19 protein-coding genes and 2 pseudogenes are annotated in these 22,192 nt (G+C 35.7%); 7 read left to right on the top strand and 14 right to left on the bottom strand.

What is annotated here, in order from left to right; genetic code table 11:
* Positions 1-151 precede the first annotated feature (151 nt).
* Positions 152-1,927, bottom strand: coding sequence for an SLC13 family permease (locus CEF18_RS16985; RefSeq protein ID WP_110937758.1), 1,776 nt, complete (start codon positions 1,925-1,927; stop codon positions 152-154).
* 483 nt (positions 1,928-2,410) lie between these two features.
* On the opposite strand from CEF18_RS16985, the gene CEF18_RS16990 reads away from it, so the two are divergent.
* The 7 genes from CEF18_RS16990 to CEF18_RS17020 all read left to right on the top strand — a co-directional run bounded on the left by CEF18_RS16990 (position 2,411) and on the right by CEF18_RS17020 (position 9,558).
* Complete coding sequence (locus CEF18_RS16990) at positions 2,411-3,997, top strand: ATP-binding protein (RefSeq protein ID WP_110937759.1); 1,587 nt, start codon at positions 2,411-2,413, stop codon at positions 3,995-3,997.
* 21 nt (positions 3,998-4,018) lie between these two features.
* Complete coding sequence (locus tag CEF18_RS16995; RefSeq protein ID WP_110937760.1) at positions 4,019-4,690, top strand: response regulator; 672 nt, start codon at positions 4,019-4,021, stop codon at positions 4,688-4,690.
* A gap of 168 nt (positions 4,691-4,858) precedes the next feature.
* Positions 4,859-5,908: a Bug family tripartite tricarboxylate transporter substrate binding protein gene (locus CEF18_RS17000; RefSeq protein ID WP_110937761.1), complete on the top strand. Its 1,050-nt coding sequence runs from the start codon at positions 4,859-4,861 to the stop codon at positions 5,906-5,908.
* A gap of 69 nt (positions 5,909-5,977) precedes the next feature.
* Complete coding sequence (locus CEF18_RS17005) at positions 5,978-6,436, top strand: tripartite tricarboxylate transporter TctB family protein (protein ID WP_110937762.1); 459 nt, start codon at positions 5,978-5,980, stop codon at positions 6,434-6,436.
* A gap of 16 nt (positions 6,437-6,452) precedes the next feature.
* Positions 6,453-7,952, top strand: a complete 1,500-nt coding sequence (locus CEF18_RS17010) for a tripartite tricarboxylate transporter permease (protein ID WP_110937763.1) — start codon at positions 6,453-6,455, stop codon at positions 7,950-7,952.
* A gap of 16 nt (positions 7,953-7,968) precedes the next feature.
* The gene (locus CEF18_RS17015) at positions 7,969-9,354 is read left to right on the top strand and encodes an SLC13 family permease (RefSeq protein ID WP_110937764.1); all 1,386 of its coding nucleotides are present in this window, start codon (positions 7,969-7,971) and stop codon (positions 9,352-9,354) included.
* A gap of 12 nt (positions 9,355-9,366) precedes the next feature.
* Complete coding sequence (locus CEF18_RS17020; RefSeq protein ID WP_110937765.1) at positions 9,367-9,558, top strand: hypothetical protein; 192 nt, start codon at positions 9,367-9,369, stop codon at positions 9,556-9,558.
* A 37-nt stretch (positions 9,559-9,595) separates the two neighbouring features.
* On the opposite strand, the gene CEF18_RS17025 is transcribed toward CEF18_RS17020, so the two are convergent.
* The 13 genes and pseudogenes from CEF18_RS17025 to CEF18_RS17080 form a co-directional block, all read right to left on the bottom strand.
* Positions 9,596-10,255, bottom strand: coding sequence for an SIMPL domain-containing protein (locus tag CEF18_RS17025; RefSeq protein WP_183041171.1), 660 nt, complete (start codon positions 10,253-10,255; stop codon positions 9,596-9,598).
* Positions 10,256-10,552: 297 nt separating this feature from the next.
* Complete coding sequence (locus tag CEF18_RS17030) at positions 10,553-11,563, bottom strand: ABC transporter substrate-binding protein (RefSeq protein WP_110937767.1); 1,011 nt, start codon at positions 11,561-11,563, stop codon at positions 10,553-10,555.
* 32 nt (positions 11,564-11,595) lie between these two features.
* Entirely contained in the window at positions 11,596-12,651 is a 1,056-nt protein-coding gene (locus CEF18_RS17035; protein ID WP_110937768.1) for an NAD(P)/FAD-dependent oxidoreductase, read from the bottom strand.
* A 375-nt stretch (positions 12,652-13,026) separates the two neighbouring features.
* Positions 13,027-13,233 carry a hypothetical protein gene (locus CEF18_RS17040; RefSeq protein WP_110937769.1) on the bottom strand — a complete coding sequence of 69 codons (207 nt, stop codon included), beginning with the start codon at positions 13,231-13,233 and terminating at the stop codon, positions 13,027-13,029.
* A 33-nt stretch (positions 13,234-13,266) separates the two neighbouring features.
* A complete protein-coding gene (locus CEF18_RS17045; RefSeq protein ID WP_190238703.1) occupies positions 13,267-14,064 on the bottom strand; it encodes a hypothetical protein in 798 nt (265 codons plus the stop codon).
* Between the two features lie 116 nt (positions 14,065-14,180).
* Positions 14,181-14,423, bottom strand: a pseudogene (locus CEF18_RS17050) (Gfo/Idh/MocA family protein); the annotation flags it as partial.
* Between the two features lie 120 nt (positions 14,424-14,543).
* Entirely contained in the window at positions 14,544-16,040 is a 1,497-nt protein-coding gene (locus CEF18_RS17055; protein ID WP_110937771.1) for an extracellular solute-binding protein, read from the bottom strand.
* Between the two features lie 70 nt (positions 16,041-16,110).
* Positions 16,111-16,968: a carbohydrate ABC transporter permease gene (locus tag CEF18_RS17060; RefSeq protein ID WP_110937772.1), complete on the bottom strand. Its 858-nt coding sequence runs from the start codon at positions 16,966-16,968 to the stop codon at positions 16,111-16,113.
* Positions 16,969-16,989: 21 nt separating this feature from the next.
* The gene (locus CEF18_RS17065; protein ID WP_110938784.1) at positions 16,990-17,874 is read right to left on the bottom strand and encodes an ABC transporter permease; all 885 of its coding nucleotides are present in this window, start codon (positions 17,872-17,874) and stop codon (positions 16,990-16,992) included.
* A 189-nt stretch (positions 17,875-18,063) separates the two neighbouring features.
* Entirely contained in the window at positions 18,064-18,231 is a 168-nt protein-coding gene (locus tag CEF18_RS26045; protein ID WP_183041174.1) for a hypothetical protein, read from the bottom strand.
* A gap of 50 nt (positions 18,232-18,281) precedes the next feature.
* A pseudogene (locus CEF18_RS17070) lies at positions 18,282-19,257 on the bottom strand (glucuronate isomerase).
* A 305-nt stretch (positions 19,258-19,562) separates the two neighbouring features.
* Positions 19,563-20,717: a Gfo/Idh/MocA family protein gene (locus tag CEF18_RS17075; protein ID WP_110937773.1), complete on the bottom strand. Its 1,155-nt coding sequence runs from the start codon at positions 20,715-20,717 to the stop codon at positions 19,563-19,565.
* A 249-nt stretch (positions 20,718-20,966) separates the two neighbouring features.
* Positions 20,967-21,905: an AraC family transcriptional regulator gene (locus CEF18_RS17080; protein WP_110937774.1), complete on the bottom strand. Its 939-nt coding sequence runs from the start codon at positions 21,903-21,905 to the stop codon at positions 20,967-20,969.
* Between the last annotated feature and the right edge of the window lie 287 nt (positions 21,906-22,192).

Consider the following 22,192-nt stretch of genomic DNA (forward strand, 5'->3'; position numbering starts at 1 on the left):
TTAACTTCACTCAATTACAAAAAACTAGATAACGGCTTTTACAAAGCCATCACCTAGTTTTTTAATTAAAGTTATTTTCATAAACTTATCACTTTTATAGAGTTACTCAACGATTCGGACTCTAGGAAAATATTAATCATTCATATCAGATCTATATAATCCAGACAAAATTAATAATAACTACTGTCACAATTAAATAGATGATATTAAGGGGAATACCTACTTTCAGATAATCAGAAAAACGATAGCCTCCAGGTCCATACACAATCAAGTTCGTTTGATAGCCGATAGGCGTCGAAAAGCTTGCTGATGCTGCTATGGCTATAGCCACGAAAAATGCCATAGGATCCACTGCCAGCTGGTCTGCAATGGCAAGCGATATTGGAAACATTAATACTGCGGCAGCATTATTCGTTATAATCTCAGTAAACACAGTCGTTAGAAAGTAAACAGCGATAATCGCCCCTAAAACTCCTGCCCCTTCCGTAATCTGGACAAAATGATTAGCAAGTAAAGTAGCTGCTCCTGTTTCCTCTAGCGCAATTCCTATTCCTATCGCACACGCGATTAACAGCAAGACATCAAACTGAATATATTTTCGAGCGCCTTCAAAAGTGACAGTCTTCGTTAAAAAGAGGATCGTCACAGCCAAGACCGCAGCATTTAACATTGGTAAAATACTAAATGCTGCAAGAGATATCATTAAAAGCAATGTTATAACGGTAATAATAGATTTCTTAGGATTCACTATTTCTGGGTCTTCTATTGGTGAAACTAAATAAAAGTCTCCTGAGTTAGACCACCTATTGCTAAAATCCTTGTTAGCTAATAAAAGCAGTGTATCTCCCGCTTTTAATTTAATTTCTCCCACTTTGTTATTTATTCTTTCGTCGTTCCTGTGGACAGCCACAATACCGGCATCATAGTTACTGCGGAATTTACTTTCAATCGCGGTCTGTTGGATTAAAGATGACTGATGGGAAACGACTGCTTCTACTAACTTAGCACTTCCATTTTGCAGGTTTTCTAACTTCAAACTTGTTCCGGTCTCTACTCTTAAGCCTTTTATATTTTGCAATTCAACAATTGTTGATAACAACCCTGTAAAAATTAATCGGTCATTCGCTTTTAGTTTCATAAATGACGGAACGGGAACAATGCGGTCTCCGTTTCTAATTACTTCAATCAGATATAGTCCTTCTAAATTCTTTAATCCCGCTTCTTCGATTGTCTTTCCACTTAGCGGGGAGTCTGTTTCGACTGATGCTTCAGATAAATATTCACGGGAACTTTCATCAAAAGACTCTTCCGAAGTTTTTCTATCAGGTAAAAGCTTATATCCTATCGTAGACATATATATAATCCCGATCAAACCCGCTGGCAGACTAACAATTGCGAGTTGAAACATGGAGAAACCTTCCATCCCGTGTTCTAACATGAACCCGTGAATAACCAGATTCGTTGATGTACCAATTAACGTCAATGTTCCACCGAAAATTGTTGCATAGGAGAGTGGGATTAAAAATTTTGATGGTGAAATGTTTCGCTCTTTACACCATTTTCGAACGACCGGTGTAAACATTACCACGATTGGTGTGTTATTTAAAAAGGCTGACAGAGCTGACATAGGAACCATCATTTGTATAAGCGAGGTTCGCTGATTTTTACCGGAACCTAACGATTTAGTTACAAGACTATTTAATACACCACTTTGTTTTACTGCTCCAGCAACAATAAACAGAAGTGCCACTGTCAGCATGCCTTCATTGGAAAATCCTCTTAATGCATCAGTTGGAGACAATACCCCACTCAACAATAAAACTGCCAATGCACAAAAGACAACAAAATCCGGCCTCGCTATTTCTTTCACAAGGCAAACTAACATCCCAATGATGACTACTAATACGAATCCTATTTCAAAAGACATTATTCACCCACTCCACATTCTAATTCCGAGTAAACTCATTTGTTTTATTATATTAGGGTTTGGCTTAAAATGTCCATATATATTTTGGTTATTTATTGTGAAAAGTTAAATGGAAGTACATTTTAAAAGGCTATACATCAAAAAAAGTCCACCTTCCATAACGAATTCTTTTCTATATATGCTAGGTGGAGTCTTTCTGATACATTCATTCATGACGATCGGTATTTAATTAAATACACCAGAAATTTAATAAGTGTGCCACAGTTCAACATGCCTTCATTGAATAACCGTCTAAACCCCCGGGTAACAAAGCAATTTAACATCCTAATGATTACAAATAATTCGAATCGAACTACAACAGACACTGCTCATCACTCAACATTTTAATTTCGAATAAACTAATGTCGGCGAAGGGTTTAAAATGTCCATATATATTTGAATAATTTTTTATGCTACACTGAAAAATAAACTTAGGAGAATACAATGTTTCAAACTCTCTCTCTTCAGACAAAAATTATACTACTTAATATTACAATTATATTAGGAATCACCATTACCATTAGCTTTATACTGGGCTATAAGGAAATGCAGGATACAAAAGAAAACATTGGAGTCCGTGCACTTGAGGTAGCAACAACAGTCTCCATTATGCCTAGTGTAATTGAGGCAATGGATAATGAAAACCCTGCGTTAGTCGTTCAGCCCATTGCGGAAAACCTTCGCACACTAGTAGATGCGGAATTTGTAGTAGTTGGAAACCAAGAGAGCATTCGGTATTCCCATCCAGATGAAAATAAAATAGGAAAGAGAATGGTGGGAGGAGACAACAAACGAGCATTAATAAATAATGAATACTATATCTCCGAAGCAGCAGGATCACTTGGGCCAAGTTTGCGTGGAAAGGCACCGATATTTAATGAGGTAGGAGAGGTTATAGGGATTGTTTCTGTAGGCTATATGATTGATGATATTCAATTAATGATTATTCGTAACATATTTGAAGTAATAGGGTTTTCACTAATTATATTAGTTCTAGGAATCATAGGCAGTGTATTTCTAGCTCGAAATATTCGAAAAGATACTATGGGACTTGAGCCAAGAGAAATAGCAGCTTTATATAGAGACCGAGAAGCAATTTTATCTTCCATTGTTGAAGGAATAGTATCCATTGATAGTGATGGTAGAATCACTTCCATGAATTACTCAGCTCAAAAACTATTAAAGTTGGACGAAAAAAGTGTAAATAAGCACATTGAAGAAGTAATTCCAAATTCACAAATGAAGGAAATGCTTACATTGGGAAGTGAAGCTCCAAAAGATGAGCAGATACTAATTGGGGATAAAGTCTTACTTGTTAATAGGACATTGATTAAAGACGACGAAAAAATTGTTGGAGTGGTTTCAAGTTTCAGAGATAAAACTGAATTCGAGGAAATGTTAAATACGCTCTCAGAAATTCAGCAGTATTCAGAGGGTTTGAGAGCTCAGACACACGAATATAACAATAAGTTATACACTATATCCGGTTTACTACAGTTAGGTCAATATGACGAAGTAATTGATTTAATTCAAGCAGAGAATAGATATCATGAACATCAAATACGTTACATGTTTGATCAAATTCAAGATAAGAAAGTTCAAGCGATATTATTAGGTAAATTAGGTAAGGCCTCTGAATTAAAGGTGAAATTAAGTATTGATGACAACAGTTCTTTGTCTGAGTTACCTCAGCATATGGATATTTCCAAAGTGATTCATATCCTTGGGAACATACTTGATAATGCCATTGAAGAAGTTGCGCTATTGCCTGTTAAAGAAGTGAATTTTTTTATTACAGATATTGGGCAGGATATTATAATAGAGGTTGCAGATAGTGGTAAAGGCATTGATAATAATATATTGGAGAGGCTATTTGAGCAAGGTTTCTCGACAAAGGATAAAAAGAATAGGGGTTATGGATTACCTATTGTAAAAAACGCTGTTGATTCATTGCAGGGTTCCATTGAAATTAACCAAGACAAAAATGGCGGTGCAATTTTTACGGTATACTTACCAAAAATTGTTAGTTAATAGAGGGGGGGATATTGTTAAATGCTCCGTATTTTAATTGCAGAAGATGATTTTCGGGTAGCCGGTATACATGAACAATTTATAGCAAAAGTATCCGACACAACTTTAGTAGGCAAAGTAACAAGCTGTGAGGATACTGTTAAATTTATTCAAAACAATGATGTTGATTTGATCTTACTTGATAATTATATGCCGGACGGAATGGGTGTTGATTTAATTGAAAAGATCCGGCTTCACAAAAATAATATTGATATTATTCTTGTTACTGCTGCAACTGAAAAAGAATTTATGGAAAAAGCAATTCGCATGGGAATAAGGGGAATTATTATAAAGCCAGCAACTTTTGAAAGATTTCAGGCAACAATTTTGCAATATCAAGAAGCAAAGGCATCTTTTGATGAAGTAGATGAAATAGATCAATCCTTTATTGATCGCTATTTCGGCATCGAAAGTGCTCAAGTAGAAAATAAAACATATGCAAAAGGCATTGATCCTTTAACACTCAACAAAGTGAAAGACATACTTGTTATTACTCCTAAAGGGACATCTGTTGAAAAAATGGGTGAACAAATGGGAGCATCCAGAACCACAGCTAGACGTTATTTGGAATACTTAGTTTCAGTAGATTACTGTTACGCAAAATTAGATTATGGTATTGTCGGCCGTCCAGAGCGTCATTATTACCGTAAATGAAATAACCTATATTCATATAGGTTATTTTTTGTGGTTTTTATGAACAAAAAGAAAATAAAGAACTTTATGGAACTTAGATTGTAAACGGTTACATAACGAAAGATAGACTTTATACTTCATTTAAGAGATGGCATTGTCACTCAAATTTCACAAACAGGGGGTCTTTTTATGAAACAATTAGGAACATTACTATTTATTTGTTTCACTGCATTCATATTAGTTGCGTGCAATTCGAATAATGCGGTTGACAGTAATGAAAGCGCAAACAACAGTAACAGTGAAGATAACGTTAATAGTGAAGACGGAGGTAAATTTGAACCAACGCAATCAATCGAAGTTGTTGCTCCGGGTGGTGCAGGTGGTGGATGGGATACTACCGCACGTGAAGTTGTAAAAACATTTGGTGAAACCGGAATTATTGATTCCAATATGGCTGTGATCAACAAAGAAGGTGGCGGTGGTGCTATTGCATGGGCTTATATTCATAAAAAAGATGATAGCCCTTACAATTTATTTGTATCTTCACCACCAATTATGTTTGTTCCATTAAATGGACAATCTGATTATGGCCATGAAGACTTTACTCCACTATCAAATATGATTGCAGATTATGCAGCATTTGCCGTGAATGCTGACAGTGAATACAACGACTTAAATGAGTTATTTGCTGCGATGAAAGAGGATCCAGAAAGTGTAACCGTGATTGGTGCATCAGCACCTGGTAGTATGGATCACATCCAGTTTATCCGTATAGCCAAAGCTGCTGGAGTAGATGTAAAAAAGGTGAAGTACGTGTCAGATCAAGATGGTGGTGCATTAACGTCATTATTGAACGGTAGTGTTGATGTTTACTCAACGGGTGTAGCTGAAACCGTAGAACAAGTGCGTGCTGGGAACATAAAAGTACTAGGTATTACTGCGGAAGAAAGATTAGAAGGAGACGTTTTATCAGACTTCCCAACTGCTATTGAGCAAGGGATAGATGAGACATTTGTCAACTGGCGTGGATTTTTTGGTCCACCGAATATGGATCAGGCTGCAATTGAATACTACGAAGAAAAATTTCAAGAACTTAGCGATTCGGAAGAATTTGCAGAAATTCGAAAAAAGTATGGATGGAATGAAATGTATTTGAATCATGAAGAATATACACAGTTTTTGGATGAAGAAAAAGAAGAGATTCAAACATTGTTAGATGAAGTAGGACTTGGAAATTAATATATCTTGAGATAGAACTATTTGGTTACTCGAATAGTTTTATCTTCTCTATTGATGGGAGGGTTATTCATGATAAAAACGATGAATCAACGAATTGGTTTGATATTATTTTTATTGGCAGCTGTTTATTTGATATTAAGTTATCAATTACCTTCGTATCCTTATACAGCTGTTGATGCAGATGTCATTCCGAAAGGACTGGGTTGGTTCCTACTCGTATTATCGTTTTTTTTGTATTTCTCGAAAGCAATTGAAACTGACGCCGAGAAAGCCAAAAGAGCAATTCCAAAAAAAGAAGTACTTGTTTTAGCTTCGGTATTTGGAATGATATTTGTTTACATTTTATTTTTTGAACTCATTGGTTTTGTTATCATGACTGCTATATTTATTTTCTTTAGTTCATGGTTTTTAGGATACGAGAAATGGAAAACCAACTTGGCTGTGTCCATATTATTCCCGGTCATATTATACTGCATTTTTGTTTTCGCTTTAGGAATTGTATTACCAAAAGGAATCTTACCTATATAGAGAGAGGAGAAATATCATGGATTCGTTTCAAGGTCTACTATCCGGATTTCAGGTCGCTTTAAGTTTTGAAGGCATCATGTTTGTGTTAATTGGCGTTGTTGTCGGAACACTGATTGGAATGATGCCAGGTCTTGGACCGATCAGTGCTATCGCCATCATGATTCCTCTAACTTATGGGATGAATCCTGCTCCAGCACTTGTCATGATGGCAGGTGTCTACTATGGTGCTGTATTTGGTGGGTCCACATCATCCATTTTATTAAATGCACCAGGCATTTCAGGTACTGTTGCATCATCTTTTGATGGCTACCCTATGGCTCAGAAGGGTCAAGCAGGTAAAGCACTTGCAATTGCTGCAATATCTTCCTTTATAGGTGGTACTGTCAGTGTCCTATTATTAATGCTTCTTGCACCAGCTTTATCAAGTGTTGCCATTTCATTTGGCCCTCCAGCTTACTTTGCACTAATGCTAATGGGATTAACTGCGATTTCAAGTTTGTCAGAAGGATCAACAACAAAAGCACTAATCTCTGCAGTTACAGGTTTTATGGTTGTGACAATTGGGATTGATCCACAAACAGGAACGCAACGATTTACGTTCGGCAATGTTAATTTATTAGATGGGTTCGATTTTCTCATCATTGCGTTAGGTTTATTTGCCATTGCAGAGGTTTGTATGTTGGTTTTAAACCGAAAAAATCGCTCGCTAAGTGATAGTCAGAAGCTTGGGAGTTTAAAATTATCGAAGGCAGATTTTAAAGAAATGAGCGGACCAGTCTCTAGACAGTCTTTTGTAGGATTTATTCTTGGCGTATTACCAGGGGCAGGTGCAACGATCGCTTCCTTTATTAGTTATATTTTTGAAAAAAAGCTTTCGAAAAATCCAGAGGAATTTGGCAAGGGCTCAATTAAAGGTTTAGCTGCTCCAGAAAGTTCGAACAATGCAGCGACGAGTGGTGCCTTTGTCCCATTGCTGAGTTTAGGAATACCAGGATCTGGTACAACTGCAGTTATGTTAGGAGCATTCTTAGTTCTTGGTGTACAACCCGGTCCACTGCTTATGGCCGACCGACCAGAAATTTTCTGGGGCATTATTGCAAGTATGTATATAGGTAATGTTTTTTTATTAGTTTTAAACTTACCACTTATTCCTTATCTGGCCAAAATCTTAAGCATTCCACGACCTTTGTTAATCTCACTCGTGATTACGTTTAGTTTAGTCGGTGTGTATTCTATTAGTTTTAACGTATTTGATTTATATATGTTGTTAGTATTTGGTATCATCGGATTCCTGATGAGGATATACTCGTTCCCTGCTCCTCCATTTATATTAGCATTTATTTTAGGAGGAATGATGGAGCAATCGTTTAGACAGTCAATGACAATTTCAAATGGTAACTTTAATATTTTTGTCTGCAGTCCTTTACCGCTGACGTTGCTTATCATTGCATTCCTATCATTCTCTGTTCCGGGAATCTTGAATTGGAGAAGAAATAGAAAGAATGCTAAAGTCTAGAAAGGATTTGAGGTAAATGGTTCGAAATAAAGTACTTTTACTTCTTTTCTTTCTCTTTGCTACAGCTATTATCGTTTCTTGGCAATCTGAATTGGTGAATGATTTTTCGAATGAACAAAAATGGACATTGGTACTTCTAGCATTAGCCATCTATTTATGGACTGCAGCTCCAATGCCTACTGGTGCATCTAGTATTCTATTGTTAGCATGCATTTTAGCATTTCAACTAGTAGAGCGCCCTGAGGAAGCTTTTGTTGGCTTTTTATCACCTGCTTTATACTTTATTTTAATGTTATCTATAGTAAGTCAAGCTTTAGTAAAGTCTGGCGTAGACAAAGTATTTGTACAAATACTTTTGAAATTTAGTAAGGGTGGAGCTAAAGGTGTTTTAATAGGTTTACCACTTTTAATTCTATTTATGCCTATTATTCTACCTTCAGCAGTCGCGCGTTTTAAAATTATGCTTCCACTTGTTGAAAAATTGAATCTTCATTACGAATTTGGAGCAGATAGTTTTTTTAGAAAGTTTAGTTTATATGTGATCGGTATGATGAATCAAAAAGCAACCATGGTAGTTTTTACTGGTGGAGGATTTCCAATTCTAGCTGCCCAGCTATTAAAAGACTATGCACGCGTCGACTTAAGTTGGTTAGCCTGGTTTTTACGCATTGCACCTCCCCTTTGGCTCTCCATGATTATTATTAGTGTTATAGTATGGTTTTACTTTAAAAATCAAACAGATGATATGGCAACTGCAACTAAGATTTTATCAAAAGAAATAGATCCCGACCATGTTTTACCTAATAAATTTTGGCTGACAATGATTCCATTTATTTTTATGATTTTATGTTGGATAACGCTTAGTCAAGATTATGTTCCTCTAATACTTCCTCCAATGATCTTAGTTGCATATTTCGCGTTACCAAAAATCGGCTGGGTAACCAATGACTTGATACGAGAATACGATTGGGAGAATTTTTTACTACTTGGGGCTTCGTTCTCACTGGGCATGATCATTGATTCCAATGGAACAGCACAAGTACTTTCTGAACAACTATTAAGGTTATTACCTCTTGGGGCTAGTGATTTTACCAAAATTGTTTTTATAGCAGTTTTTGTTTTTGTATTACGATTCATGTTTGTGGTTCCTTCAACATCAATGATTGTCATTTTTCCCGTTATTATTAACTATGCTGAAACTTTAGGATTATCTGTAACTGCTTTGGCATTTTTAGTCGTCATGATTATTGGGGGTGTCATGATTCTCCCCATCCATTCGCCTACAACGTTTTATGCATTTGAAACTGGGGTCTTTACTAAAAAAGAACAATACACGATTGGAATTATTACAAGTATAGTCGTTATAAATGTAGCAATTATCTGGACATATTTCATTTGGTAATAGGAGTTTATAATGGCGTTGTATAAAACAGATGATATCATAGAAGAACTTGCTGATTATGTTGTGAATTATGAAGAATACAGTGCTAATGCTTTAGAGACTGCTAGATATATTTTGATGGATACAAGGATAATAACATTAATCAAAGGGACTGGTGTCTCTTGTAAATCTACAACCAGCACCTTTGATAGTATGGAAAATTAAAGCTTCTATTTTGTTCTAAACGAATCACTAATAAGTTTCAAGCTTCTAAATAACGAAACTGTGCCTCAACTCTAGCTTCAATAACAATTTTCCCGGGTTCAATCGGCGTTTGGCTTATTTCCAAGGCAGCGAATGTACTAAATGTCTGTGGTTCTTCCTTGAAATTTTCTGTTATTTTAATTGGGATAGGATCTAACGTTACCTGTAACGTTGCAGCCATTGTTTGTGCTTTTGCCACTGCCGCTTGTAACGCATTGCTAAGGGCTTTTTGATAATATTGTTGTGAATTGGCAACTGAAAATTGAATGTCAGAAACACTATTCACTCCATTTTTAACTGCAATATCAATAATTGTGCCGGCTTGACCAACGTTTAGAATCATAACAGTCACGCCATTTCTCACCTGATAAGCTCTAAACACTTGTTGGCCATCCACATAATCGTACATAGGGTGTATATGATAAGCTGTTGTTTGAATGTTTTCACGGGAGACGCCCACTTCCAAGAGGGATTGGATGACTCTGTTCATTACATAGGCATTTTCCTCTTGTGCCTGAGTAAGTAATTCGTTTTCAGTAATTACCTCTAATTTTATACTCGCTGTGTTTGGTGCTACGGAAAGACTCGACATTCCGGTGACAATCATCCTACGAGAAAAATCTTGTTCAACTTTTTCACTATACGGGTTATAAACCAAATTTGTTCCACCTTCCATACCGAATTTCTTTCATATATATGCTAGGCGAAGTATTACTGACACTTTCGTGGTGAATTTATATATGATCAGCTGTAGCAAAGTGTTGATTTAGAGTAAATTCGCGTACCTCTCTATTCTTAATTAAAGTCTAATCCACTTAGAATATAGCTAAAAATAAAATAAATAAAAAGCACTATAAAAGTACAAAGTAACTTTTTTAGTGCTTCAAGAAAGGACTCCGTTTATTTTCCACCTGGAAACTGGACTACCTATAAGAATGTATCTTACTTCAAACATTCAATCACTCGATATCATTTCTTCGACGATAAAATCTAATTGATTATCTAAAGCAATTGGGTCTTGAAAATACATCGTTTGTACTTCATATTCATAAATATTACCTGCCTCTACTGCTGGGAGCTCCTCCCACAAACTAAGCGAGGTAACATCATCTTTTCTATCCTCTCCACCTTCTATTCCTACTTCTGAATCTCTAACTCCTAAAAATATATGATCTGCTTCACCAAGAAACTCTGGTAAAGATTCAAGTGAAATAGACGCCCATCCTTCTTCAGACACAGCCTCCTCTACTTTCGGTGGCGCACTAAAATCAAGTTCGTTGTACAGAATTTCCCCACCACGTCCATAGGAAATACCCATTAAATAGATCTCCTTTTGCGCCAGCTCAACTATTGCTACTTTATCACCTTGATCAACATGCTGAAATAATTCATCTTTCTTTTTTTTCAGTTTTTGATCGAGATTGGTTAACCATTCTTCCGCTTCCTTTTCTTTATTTAAGATCTTCCCAAACTCTTTTAAGCGCTCTCGATAATCTAGTTCACCATACGGAAGTAAAACAGTTGGAGCAATTTTTGAGAGCTCCTCATACTGTTCTTCGGAATATGTAAAAATGATATCTGGTTTAAGGGCCGTTATTTTTTCAACCGACACCATCGTGTTATCCCCGACACTTTCAACATCTTTAAGCTGTTCCTCGTAATATGGCGTTTCAAATACCCACCCTGCAGCTCCAACAGGTGTAACGCCTAATGCCAACACATCACCAACATAGTCTTGGACAGCAACAACCACTCTTTCCGGATTTGCTGGTAATTCTATATCTCCTTTCACACTTTCATAGACTCTAGTCTCTGAAACTTCCACCTCGGGTTCATCTATAGTTTCTTCCATAACATCTGAGTTCTCTGCATCCACCGCTGCTCCGTCACTTTCTGATCCGCATGCACCCAATATAGATACTAAAACTACAGTCAAACTAAGGAGCGGTATTTTTTTCATAGTCATTTTGTTTTCTCCCATCTTATGTTTGTTTCTTCTTACTTTGTCATTATTTGCTTAATGATTTCACGATTTCGCTTTTTAAAGATATCGTTATGTGAGGACACCATTCCACCTTTTCTTGAATCAGGTTCAATATATTGTTTGGCCTGATTTACTGCATTTGCCGCATCTTGAAATGCCCCTGCTATTAAATGTAATTTCCCTTCATGCTTAAGGATATCTCCTGCCGCATAGATACCTTCTACGGATGAAGCACTTGCCGCATTCCCGGAAATGAAATACTCATCCACTAGTTCAATCGATACCTCACTATTCTCCAAGAGCGCTTTATCTCGCTCATACCCATGATTAATAATTACTTCATCAATAGATAAAGATTCTATTTCTCCGCTTACATGATTTGTCATTTCGACATACTCGATCGCTTCCTGATTTTCGCAGGCAACTAATTTAGTGATCGATGTATTATAGAAACAAGTTGCACTGCTGTTAACCAGTTGATTAATTTGTGCCTCATGCCCTGATAAAGATTCTTTTCGATATGTCAGATAAACTTTTTTTGCAATTGGCTCTAATTCATTTGCCCAGTCTATGGCAGAGTTGCCACCACCGGAAATAATAACCGTTTTATCTTTATAGCGCATTAAAGATTTCACCGTATAAGCCAGATTAGAAACCTCAAATTTCTCTGCGCCCTCTAAATCTATTTTTTGAGGCTTCAATATTCCTCCACCAACTGCAACAATTACTGTTTTAGTATAGTGTTTTCTGCCGGAAGAAGCGTGTAACATAAAGTTACCGGATTCCCCGTCCCGCTCAATAGACTCTATTTTCTCGTTTAATTGAACAGTTGGATGAAACGTCAAACCTTGCTCAACTAATTGGTCAATTAAATTTTCTCCTAGAGTCGGTGTTAGTCCACCAATGTCCCAAATCATTTTTTCGGGATAAACATGAATTTTTCCGCCCAAGTGTGGTTGATACTCAATAACTTTTGTCTTCATCTCTCGAAGACCGCTGTAAAATGCTGAAAATAACCCCGCAGGACCTCCGCCAATTATCGTTACATCAAAAAGTTCCTCTTTCTCCATTACTATCCACTCCTCCAACCAGCAATGCGATTGATTATCATTATCAATTAAGTATAAGTTATTACCTTAAATTTTACAAATGATTCTCTCAATTCTGAATGAAATTATTTATTAAATAAGATATGAACCCGCTTCCTGTTGCTCTAGGCAGATGCATTACGCGAAAATGACCGCTTTCCAATCCATGAATAAAAATAGAGCCACTTTTAATGATGCCGACTGTTCAATTAATGCGTTGAATAGATTATGTGCAACTATTAGGATTTTACAGCCATAAAATATGTACCCATCCATTTAGATACAACAAAAAGAGCCGAGAAACGAATTCGTCTCCCCACCCCTCCCATACTATCCATTCCGCTTCATCTTACCCTATCAAATATTAAAAAGTTGACGTTTCGTTTTATCATTGTCATATATAATGATCGTGCCGTCTTTCATTTCAACTTTAGGATATAAACCAACACCTGTTTGCTTTTCTAAGATATGACTTTGCTTTCGATCAATACCTTTTAACTCTTCCATTCTTTTTCGCTTTTGTTCTGACGACATGCTAGCTGTCTTCTTATCTAATTGATCCATAATAAAGACCTCCATTTTCAGCTGTTTTAAAAGTTATTCCTTAGGTATTTCAAATTCAACCGATTCTCCTCCGAAAAGTTCACCGACTTCCATTCCAGTAAGCGGTCCGAATTCTAGAACCATGTTTTCATATATTTCAAAATACTTTTTATCAAACAAGAAAACTAACAGCCTTTCACTTGAAGATCCTGGTTCTACCTCTACTTCAGTTCTATTGATATCTTCAAGCATTCCGTGGGATTGAATACGAGTTTCCCCACCATTTACATCCAATATCGTCCTCAAACTATATACATCAATTGTTTCTTTTGACTTGTTTTCTATTTGAAATTTCATTGTTAGTGCAACTATCTCATTATCTCCGAAGCTTTCAAAACTTTCTTCATATAAATCATTTGGAGTAAATTCTGTATACTGTAACCCTTCCATGGTTATGCTGACTCCATCAATTTCCTTTGTGTCATTGATATCCGTGAATTCTTTAATCATTTCCTTTGTTCCCATATTATCAATGATAAGGCTATCTTTATAAAAGTTTTCCGAACTCTCGATACTCTTTCCTTGTTCTTCGCTCACAGCAAAGTCAAAGGTTTCTTTTTCTCCAAAATGTTCGCTAAATTCCTCATCCTCTGAGGCTCTTCCTTCAATGACAAATTTTGCACCGTTTTTTATCGCTTCCTCATATTGCGCAAATCTCATTTTATAAACAATCCAAAAGTCCTTTTTTGTTCCAGCCCCATGCATATTATATGATCCCTCGTCTGTAGTTAATTGATTCTCTTCAGGGACATAATAATTCTGGTCGGTATGAATAATCAAAACTATCTGCAAGTTTCATTCCTATACTGTTACTACTATTATAATAAACATCATTCTCACGTTTATTTTCAAGGGTTGCCTGCACTGTTACTGCATATCCTTCTAATTCTTCATTGAACATTACATCCTAATATTTCATCTTCTGAATTTGCTTTCCTTACTTGTGGAAATACACTACAAAATCGTTCAACCTTTTTAGGATCAGGATCATACACTTGTACAAGCTCTGCTCCAGCTTCAATCAATCCATTACACATTCCATAAATATGACCATGATCGAGACCTATCGCAGCAAATTTAAATTGTCCTTTCTCAACTACTGGATTTGGTTTTCCTTTCGGTGCATAGTTCATTCCTTCTTTTCTTTCCATATTTACCCTCCGTGTTAATAAGTAAAATTAAAACGGAACGACCATATTTGATAAAGTGAGATCTGTAGAGATAATAAGAGAAATATGGTCGTTTTTAAACTTACACATTCATTTTTTCTTTTATTTATTTAGCTTTGCAAAAGCTTCAGCGTATTCTTTAGCAATTTTATCTCCGCCTCGTTCACGCCACATTTCTATCTCAGCTTTCCAGCCTTTTTCGTCGATTTCTCCCATCACGAATTTAATGTTGGCATCTGTAATAATGGTTTCCAATTGTGAACCCATTTGATTAGATGTTTGTGAAATTAGAGAAAGTGTTGGATCATTAACAATATAATTCTCGTTATCTGTTGTTACCTCAATTTCAAGCTTTGCTAAACGGTGCATTTCTCCCTCAGTAGCATTTTCTTCTGGTGGAACAACCCCTAACGGCCATCTATAAGGGAAGGCAACTTCGTTTTGGTATTTATCTGAATCAATCATTTTTACCTTTCCATCCATAATTTCATGGTGTACCCCTTCAAGGCCCCATTGTAAGACTGTTGCCCCTTCTGCTGCTGCTAGGGTATCAAAAAATTTCATGATCCCTAATAGTTCTTCTTCTGATTCAACACTAAATTTTGGGAATGCAATAAAACCGTTATTTCCTCCTCCTGAAGCAACCCTTTTTCCTTTTGATTCTTCTAAAATACTGAAAAAGTGCAATGTTGCATCAGGTGTATGCTGTTTTAAGCGATCTTCATAGGCGATGACAGCATTTGTTGTGTTAATAATGAAACCCGCTTTCCCTTCTGTAAGATTTCCTTCCCATTCAGGGCGGTCAATTGCTGCAAAATCTTTATTCATTAACCCTTCTTCAAATAGCTTTCTCTCAAATTTTAAAGCTTCTAAATATTCATCTGTTAACACATCACGTATAAATATTCCGTCTTTTTCATCCCATTTGTTTGGCGCTCCAAAAAAGACACAAAGTGCACCTACTCCAGTGGCTGATAATCCAATCGTATCATTTTTGCCATTTTTATCAGGGTCATTATGGGTAAACGCCTTCAATACCTCGTAATATTCCTCAATCGTTTTTGGTTCATCTAATCCTAAGTTTTTCAACCAATCTTGTCGATAAGCAAATGCATTACGAGCAAAAGGGCGTATTTTCGGAAGGCCATATATTTTTCCTTCTACTGAAATATTGTCATAGATGATCGGGTTAATTTTCGCTAGATTAGGAAACTGCTCTAAATATGGGCCGATTTCCCAAAAAACGCCACCGCTAATCGCATCTAAAGTTACAGGGTCTTTCCCTACACTTACGACCTCAGGTAATTCTCCTGAAGCTAATGCCACCGGAAACTTTTCACCATATGTTGATGATGGTAATGCCTGGATATTCAATTTTGTATTGGTTATTTCTTCTATTTTTTTCTCAACATCATTTTCCTCAGCAGGAAATTCTACTCCATCAAAATTAAAGGTAATGCCAATTTCTTGAGGCCCTTTATTTCCCCCAGCAGTTGTCGTATTTTCATCATTATTACTGCATGCACCTAATATTCCAATTAGCATTACTGACGAGCAAATTACGGATAACTTCTTCTTTACCCCATACTTATTTACCATCTTCTCTCCCCCTATATTGACAAATATTTATTAAAAAGCTATTTACTTAAACAATAATGACTTAAGTAACTTACTCTTTAACCGAACCTATTAATACCCCTTTAGCAAAATGCTTTTGTAAAAATGGATACACAATAATAATGGGAATGGTAGCTATGACGATTGTCGCCATTTTAATGGATTCCGAATATGTTACAGTCGAGTCTGAGTCCATTGATGATGATTCCCCAATTCCTCCAGAAGCTAATATCACCACTTGCCTTAAAATAACTTGAACCGGCCATTTATCCGAATCGGAAATATACATAATTGAATTAAAATATTGATTCCAAAGCCCAACTGCGTAGAATAAGCCAAATGCAGCAATGGCAGGTAAAGATAAAGGTAAAACTATTCGGAATAATAAACCTATTTCATGACATCCATCTATTTTGGCAGCCTCTATTAACTCTCTAGGAATTTGTTGGAAGAAATTTTTTAAGATGATTAAATAAAAAGCACTAATCGCGTTTGGAATCATTAATGCCCATAGTGTGTTAATCAACCCAGTTGCTTTTACAACAAAGTAAGTAGGAATCATTCCACCACTAAATAACATCGTAATCAATACACATAATAAAATGATGTTTCGTCCAGGAAGGTGTTTATAAGATAACGAATAAGCCATCAAACATGTCAACACAAGATTAATCAATGTACCTAACACTGTAATATAAATGGAGACCATCAAACTATTGGTAAACGTATCAGTAGAAAAAATATATCGATAAGCATCCAATGTAAATTCTTTCGGTATTAATCCTGGAGTTGCAGAAAAAGAAGTAATCACTACATAGATAAACGGCATAATGGTTGTTAAACCTACTAGAGTTAATAAAAAATAGTTCGTATAGTCGAACAATCTACTTCCAATGGTTTTGTCCTGCATGTAAACTCCCTCCTTACAAGTTTAGTAAATTCCTTCTTCGCCAGCTTTCTTTGCCAGATAATTGGACCCTAGAACTAAAATTAAACCAACAATTGATTTAAACAAACCAACAGCTGCGCTGTAACTAAATTGTCCTTGTTGAAGTCCTACTCTATAAACATACGTATCAAACACTTCTGCTACCTCACGGTTCATTGCATTTGTCATTAAAAAGATTTGCTCAAATCCTAAGTCCATAAAATTTCCAAGGCGAAGAATTAATAGAATGACAATCACACTTCGTATCGAGGGTAATGTAATATGCCACAAGAGTCGCCATCGATTAGCTCCGTCCATTTTTGCTGCTTCATACAACCCTGGATTGACCCCCGCTAAAGCAGCAAGAAAGATAATCGTTCCCCAACCAGCATCCTTCCAAACCATTTGTAAAATGAGCATCGGCCTAAACAGGTCTTCATTCATTAAGAAATTGATTTTGTCAAAACCCAATTTTGCAAGGATTTCATTGATGACTCCACCTTCAGTTGTAAAAAGAATATAACTAATACCCACCACAACAACCCAAGATAGAAAGTGGGGTACATAAACAAACGTCTGAATAGTCCGTTTAAACATTTCTTTTCTTACTTCATTCAGCAATAATGCAATAACAATCGTAAACGGGAAGAAAACTATCAAATCTAGTGTCGCAATCCAAAGAGTATTCCGTAATAACGTCCAAAATTCAGGCTCTGAAAAAAATCTTTCGAAATGTTTCAACCCTACCCATGGACTATCCCAAAATCCAAGATATGGTTTATAGTCCATAAATGCCATTAATATTCCCCACATTGGGAGGTATTTGTACACGATAAAGTAAATAATTCCAGGAACTAGAAAGACATATAACCAACGTTCTTTCCACATTCTTGTTAATAACGACTTTTTATTTACTTGAGTTTTGTGTTGAAGCTTTGAATGTGAAGACTCTTGAACCTCTAACTGTGGTTGAGCCATTAAAATCACCCCTTAAGTGCCTTAATTAAAATGACAGAAAAAATGTGTAAAACTCATTCCAAGCCCTATTGTGAAGCGCTTTCATTTTTACCACTCCTACTAATTAATACTATTGTTTACTACTACTTTGGGAGTTACCCACTGTAGTCGAAGTGTAATATATCGGTTCTTTTTAGTATTTTCCCAAATTTTTTTCACATCATATTCTGGTGTTTTAATGCCCATTACGGAAAATTGTTTGAGTTCATCTATGCCTAGCTTTAGCAAAATTCTCCCCCTTTGTACATTAAAGGATTATAATGATTTTAATAGCTGCTTTAAGCTAAGGAGTAAATCTTTTTCTTTAATTGAAAATCAAAATACTGTAAAGCATTGTTAAATGAGATATCTTGTATAATATTGCCTAACCATTCAAGGTCATTTGGGTATTCCCCATTTTTAACCCAATTTCCAATAATATCACATAAAATTCGGCGGAAATACTCATGTCGGCTGTATGATAAGAAGTTGCGGGAATCGGTTAACATTCCGACAAATCTCGATAGTAGTCCTAAATTACCAAGCGTTTTCATTTGTTCAACCATGCCGTCGATATGATCATTGAACCACCATGCCGATCCAAACTGAACTTTTGCCGGAGTTCCTCCTTCTTGGAAGTCCCCCGCGATTGTTGCCAGTGTTTCATTATAATTTGGATTTAGTCCATATAAGATCGTTTTGGGAAGCTCGCCAGATCTAACTCATCAAGTAATTTTACTAGTGGAATGGCAATTGGTTCATCCTGTAAAGAGTCGCAGCCGATATTAATTCCAATCTTACGGAACAATCGGGAATTGGCACTTCTTAATGCACCAATATGGTACTGCATTACCCAACCTCTATTGTGATCTGCAGTTTTTCATTGCATTGATCCCAAATTATTCTTGCAGTATCTTTTTTTAAGACTGTTTCCACACCAAAGTATTGTCGTAATTCCATGTGCGTCCAATGATAAAGTGGGTTTCCTATCAATTTTTCAACCGTTTCCGCCCATTTTTCAAACTTCTCATAGTCATCGACTTCACCGGTAATATAATATTCATCTATCCCATTGGCCCGCATTGCCCGCCACTTGTAATGATCTCCTTTAAGCCACAATTCAGTCATATTATTATATGCTCTATTTTCATAGATTTCCTGTGGGCTTAAATGGCAATGATAATCATAGATTGGCATGATCGCTGCATAGTCTTGGTACAATTTTTTAGCTGTTTCGGTCTGAAGTAAAAAATCTTTATCCATAAAAGATTTCATTTGAATAATCCCACCTGTCTACTTTAATATCTTTGAACCCTGAAATTCCATGGAAAACATGAGTTAATTCTATTAATTAGCATTTTGTTATATTAGCACAATACTATATTAATATGGTAGTTATAAAATTCTTATAATATTGACAGTACTAATTTACAAGGGGTTTCCAAATAGTCATTAAGCTACTCCATGAGAATATATAAGAAAATGTGAATTTATTACTGAAGCATAAGTTCATTCCATCACACACCGTTTGATCCTTTATAGTAAGATTAAGAGTAAAAATGTTTCTATCACAGCTAAAGCTATTCGTATTTACCGCCTGTTGTAATCACATTTTCTATGAAATTTTCAACATGGCCTGTCTTTTCATAAAAGTGGGTAGCATTTTTAATTACACCCTCTCTAGTATAGAATGGACTATTTTCATTTAGTGGAAGCTTTACTGTTTGGCCTGTGCTAGCTGATTGGTAAATCGCTGTAATTAACTCAACGGTTTGTTTTCCTTGTTTTCCATCCACAAGGACATCTTTCTTCCCTTCAATTGCTGATAAGACATCTTCTATTTGTGCAGTATGTCCAATGTATTCAAGGTCAGGTAATTGTTCATAGGCTGTTTGCAATTTTGTTTCTAACTCTTCGTCCTTTTCAGGAAAGCCATTCAATTTTGATTTTGATGCATTAACCTTCCATGGTACAGATACACGCGCTTTTTCACCCTGAAAAATCAATTGCTGTTCTTCTCCGTGATGGACGACCGAGCTTGTAATCTGAGCCAAGCTACCATTCGGATAACGACAAATCGCTATCGATAGGTCTTCAACCTCTGCATTATCATGGGATGTATTACTTGTGATCGCTGTTACTTCAGAAGGCATACCATTCATCCAGTGAAAAATGTCTATATGATGGACAGCGTGATTTAATGTGCAGCCTCCGCCTTCCTTTTCCCATGTTCCTCTCCACCAGAGATCGTAATAACTGTGTCCTCTCCACCAAAATGAATCCACCTGGGTATGGACAATTGGTCCCATTAATCTCGTATCGAGAACAGCCTTTACCTTCATCATTGGGTTTGTAAAGCGATTCTGGGAAATAATTGATAAAATTTTGCCACTTTTCTCCTGAGCACGGTTAATCGCATCACATTCTTCTAATGACGACGCCATAGGTTTTTCTATCAGCACATGCTTACCAGCGTTTAGAAAGGCAATTGAAATTTCTGCATGTGTATACGGAGGAGTACAAACAGAAACTAAGTCAATATCTGAGCGATTTAGCATTTCCTTGTAATCGCTATAAACATCCGCTTTTAAATGAAACTTTTCGTTCAGTTTCTTAGCTTTCTCTGAATAAATTTCACATAAAGCTACAATCTCACATCTTTCCGAAAATTGTTGATATCCCTGAATATGTGCACCCGAAATGGAACCAGCACCAACGATCGCTACTTTAATCATTCAAGAAACCCCTTTCAATTCTTCTTATTTTGCAATAATCTTAGATTCTAAAAACAGTTTTACCCTTAATAATTTAACCTTATATTACTAGTAAACAAAATCTCTTTTAGTCGCTTTTATGAGATTTTATAGGAAGACTTTCTGAATTTTCTGAATATTGAAGTCATAATAGTGTGGTATTAGATTTATATTTAATACCATTAATGGTTCCATCTGGATTCTATCCCTATTTACTAGATTTTCCAAAGCTTATATCTGACTGAGAAAATAATCAAGCTGATAATAGCTATAATTAAATTTTTTTCTATACATTTGTGGCGAAATGTCGATGTATTGCTTGAATAATCGACTGAAATGAACCGCACTATTAAAGCCTAGATTTTCCGAAATTATCCCAATTGGATCATTTGTCGTAACCAATAAGCTCTTGGCCTCTTCAATCTTCCTACTTGTTAAATATTTGTTTATAGTAAAACCTGTTACTTCTTTGAAAATGTGACACAAATAATGTTTATTAACATGCAGTTCATTAGCTAACTGGTCAAGTGTAACATTTTCTCTAAAGTGATCACTTAAATATCTTAGCGTACTTAACACATGCTTTTCTTTCTGTGAAGATTGTGCTTCAATACTAGTCTTAATCGCATCTTTAGATTTCCGATAAATTTTAATTAGAAGTTGTGACAAATAAGCCTTTGTTAAGGGAAAAAAGCCACAAGATTCTTCATCGAATTCATGAACCATTTCTTCAATAAGTTGTTCGATTCTTATTTTTTCACTCCCCTCCCAATGAATTAATAGACCATGGGTGCTGTTAAACAATCCAATTAAAGTATTTAAAATATCTTCGGGTAAACATTTTTCACAAAGAGAAGGTATAAAGTTTATAAAACTTCTCACATAAGGCTCATCATCTGAAGGAAATACTTGATGAGGAACCCTACCATTGAATATAAGCATATCGCCTGGTTTTAATTGGTAAACCCCATCACCTACAATATAGCTTGCTGTACCCTGATGAAAATAAAAAATCTCAAAACCATTATGTGAATGCAAGGAATTACGATAATTTCCCCTCCATCGGTTACGCATATATAAAAATTGCTTATCTAACTCTTGGTTCGTTTCTATACAAGTTAATTCTTCCATTAAATCAGCCCTTATAACAATATATTTATTAAATCTCATAATAAAAGCACCTTAATAATAGTTACAGTTTCGAACCTTTTTCATAAGGTTTAATTTAACCAATATTTAAATAATGAGTTGATTTGTACGCTTTCTTTTTATTTATTATACACATAAATTATCTTTCTTTCTTGTCTATTCTTGTTGATTATTTAACAAATCTTGCTCTTTCTATTTAACATTAACATAACGGTATTGAGGTGATCTGAGTCAATGTAGGAAGTTCTAAGATGAAATTTTTACTTGATCTTGACTCTTTTAAAGAGAGTATTTCTTCTATAGGTGTA

The sequence above is a fragment of the Salipaludibacillus neizhouensis genome (genome assembly GCF_002886185.1).
Classification (GTDB): domain Bacteria; phylum Bacillota; class Bacilli; order Bacillales; family Salisediminibacteriaceae; genus Salipaludibacillus; species Salipaludibacillus neizhouensis.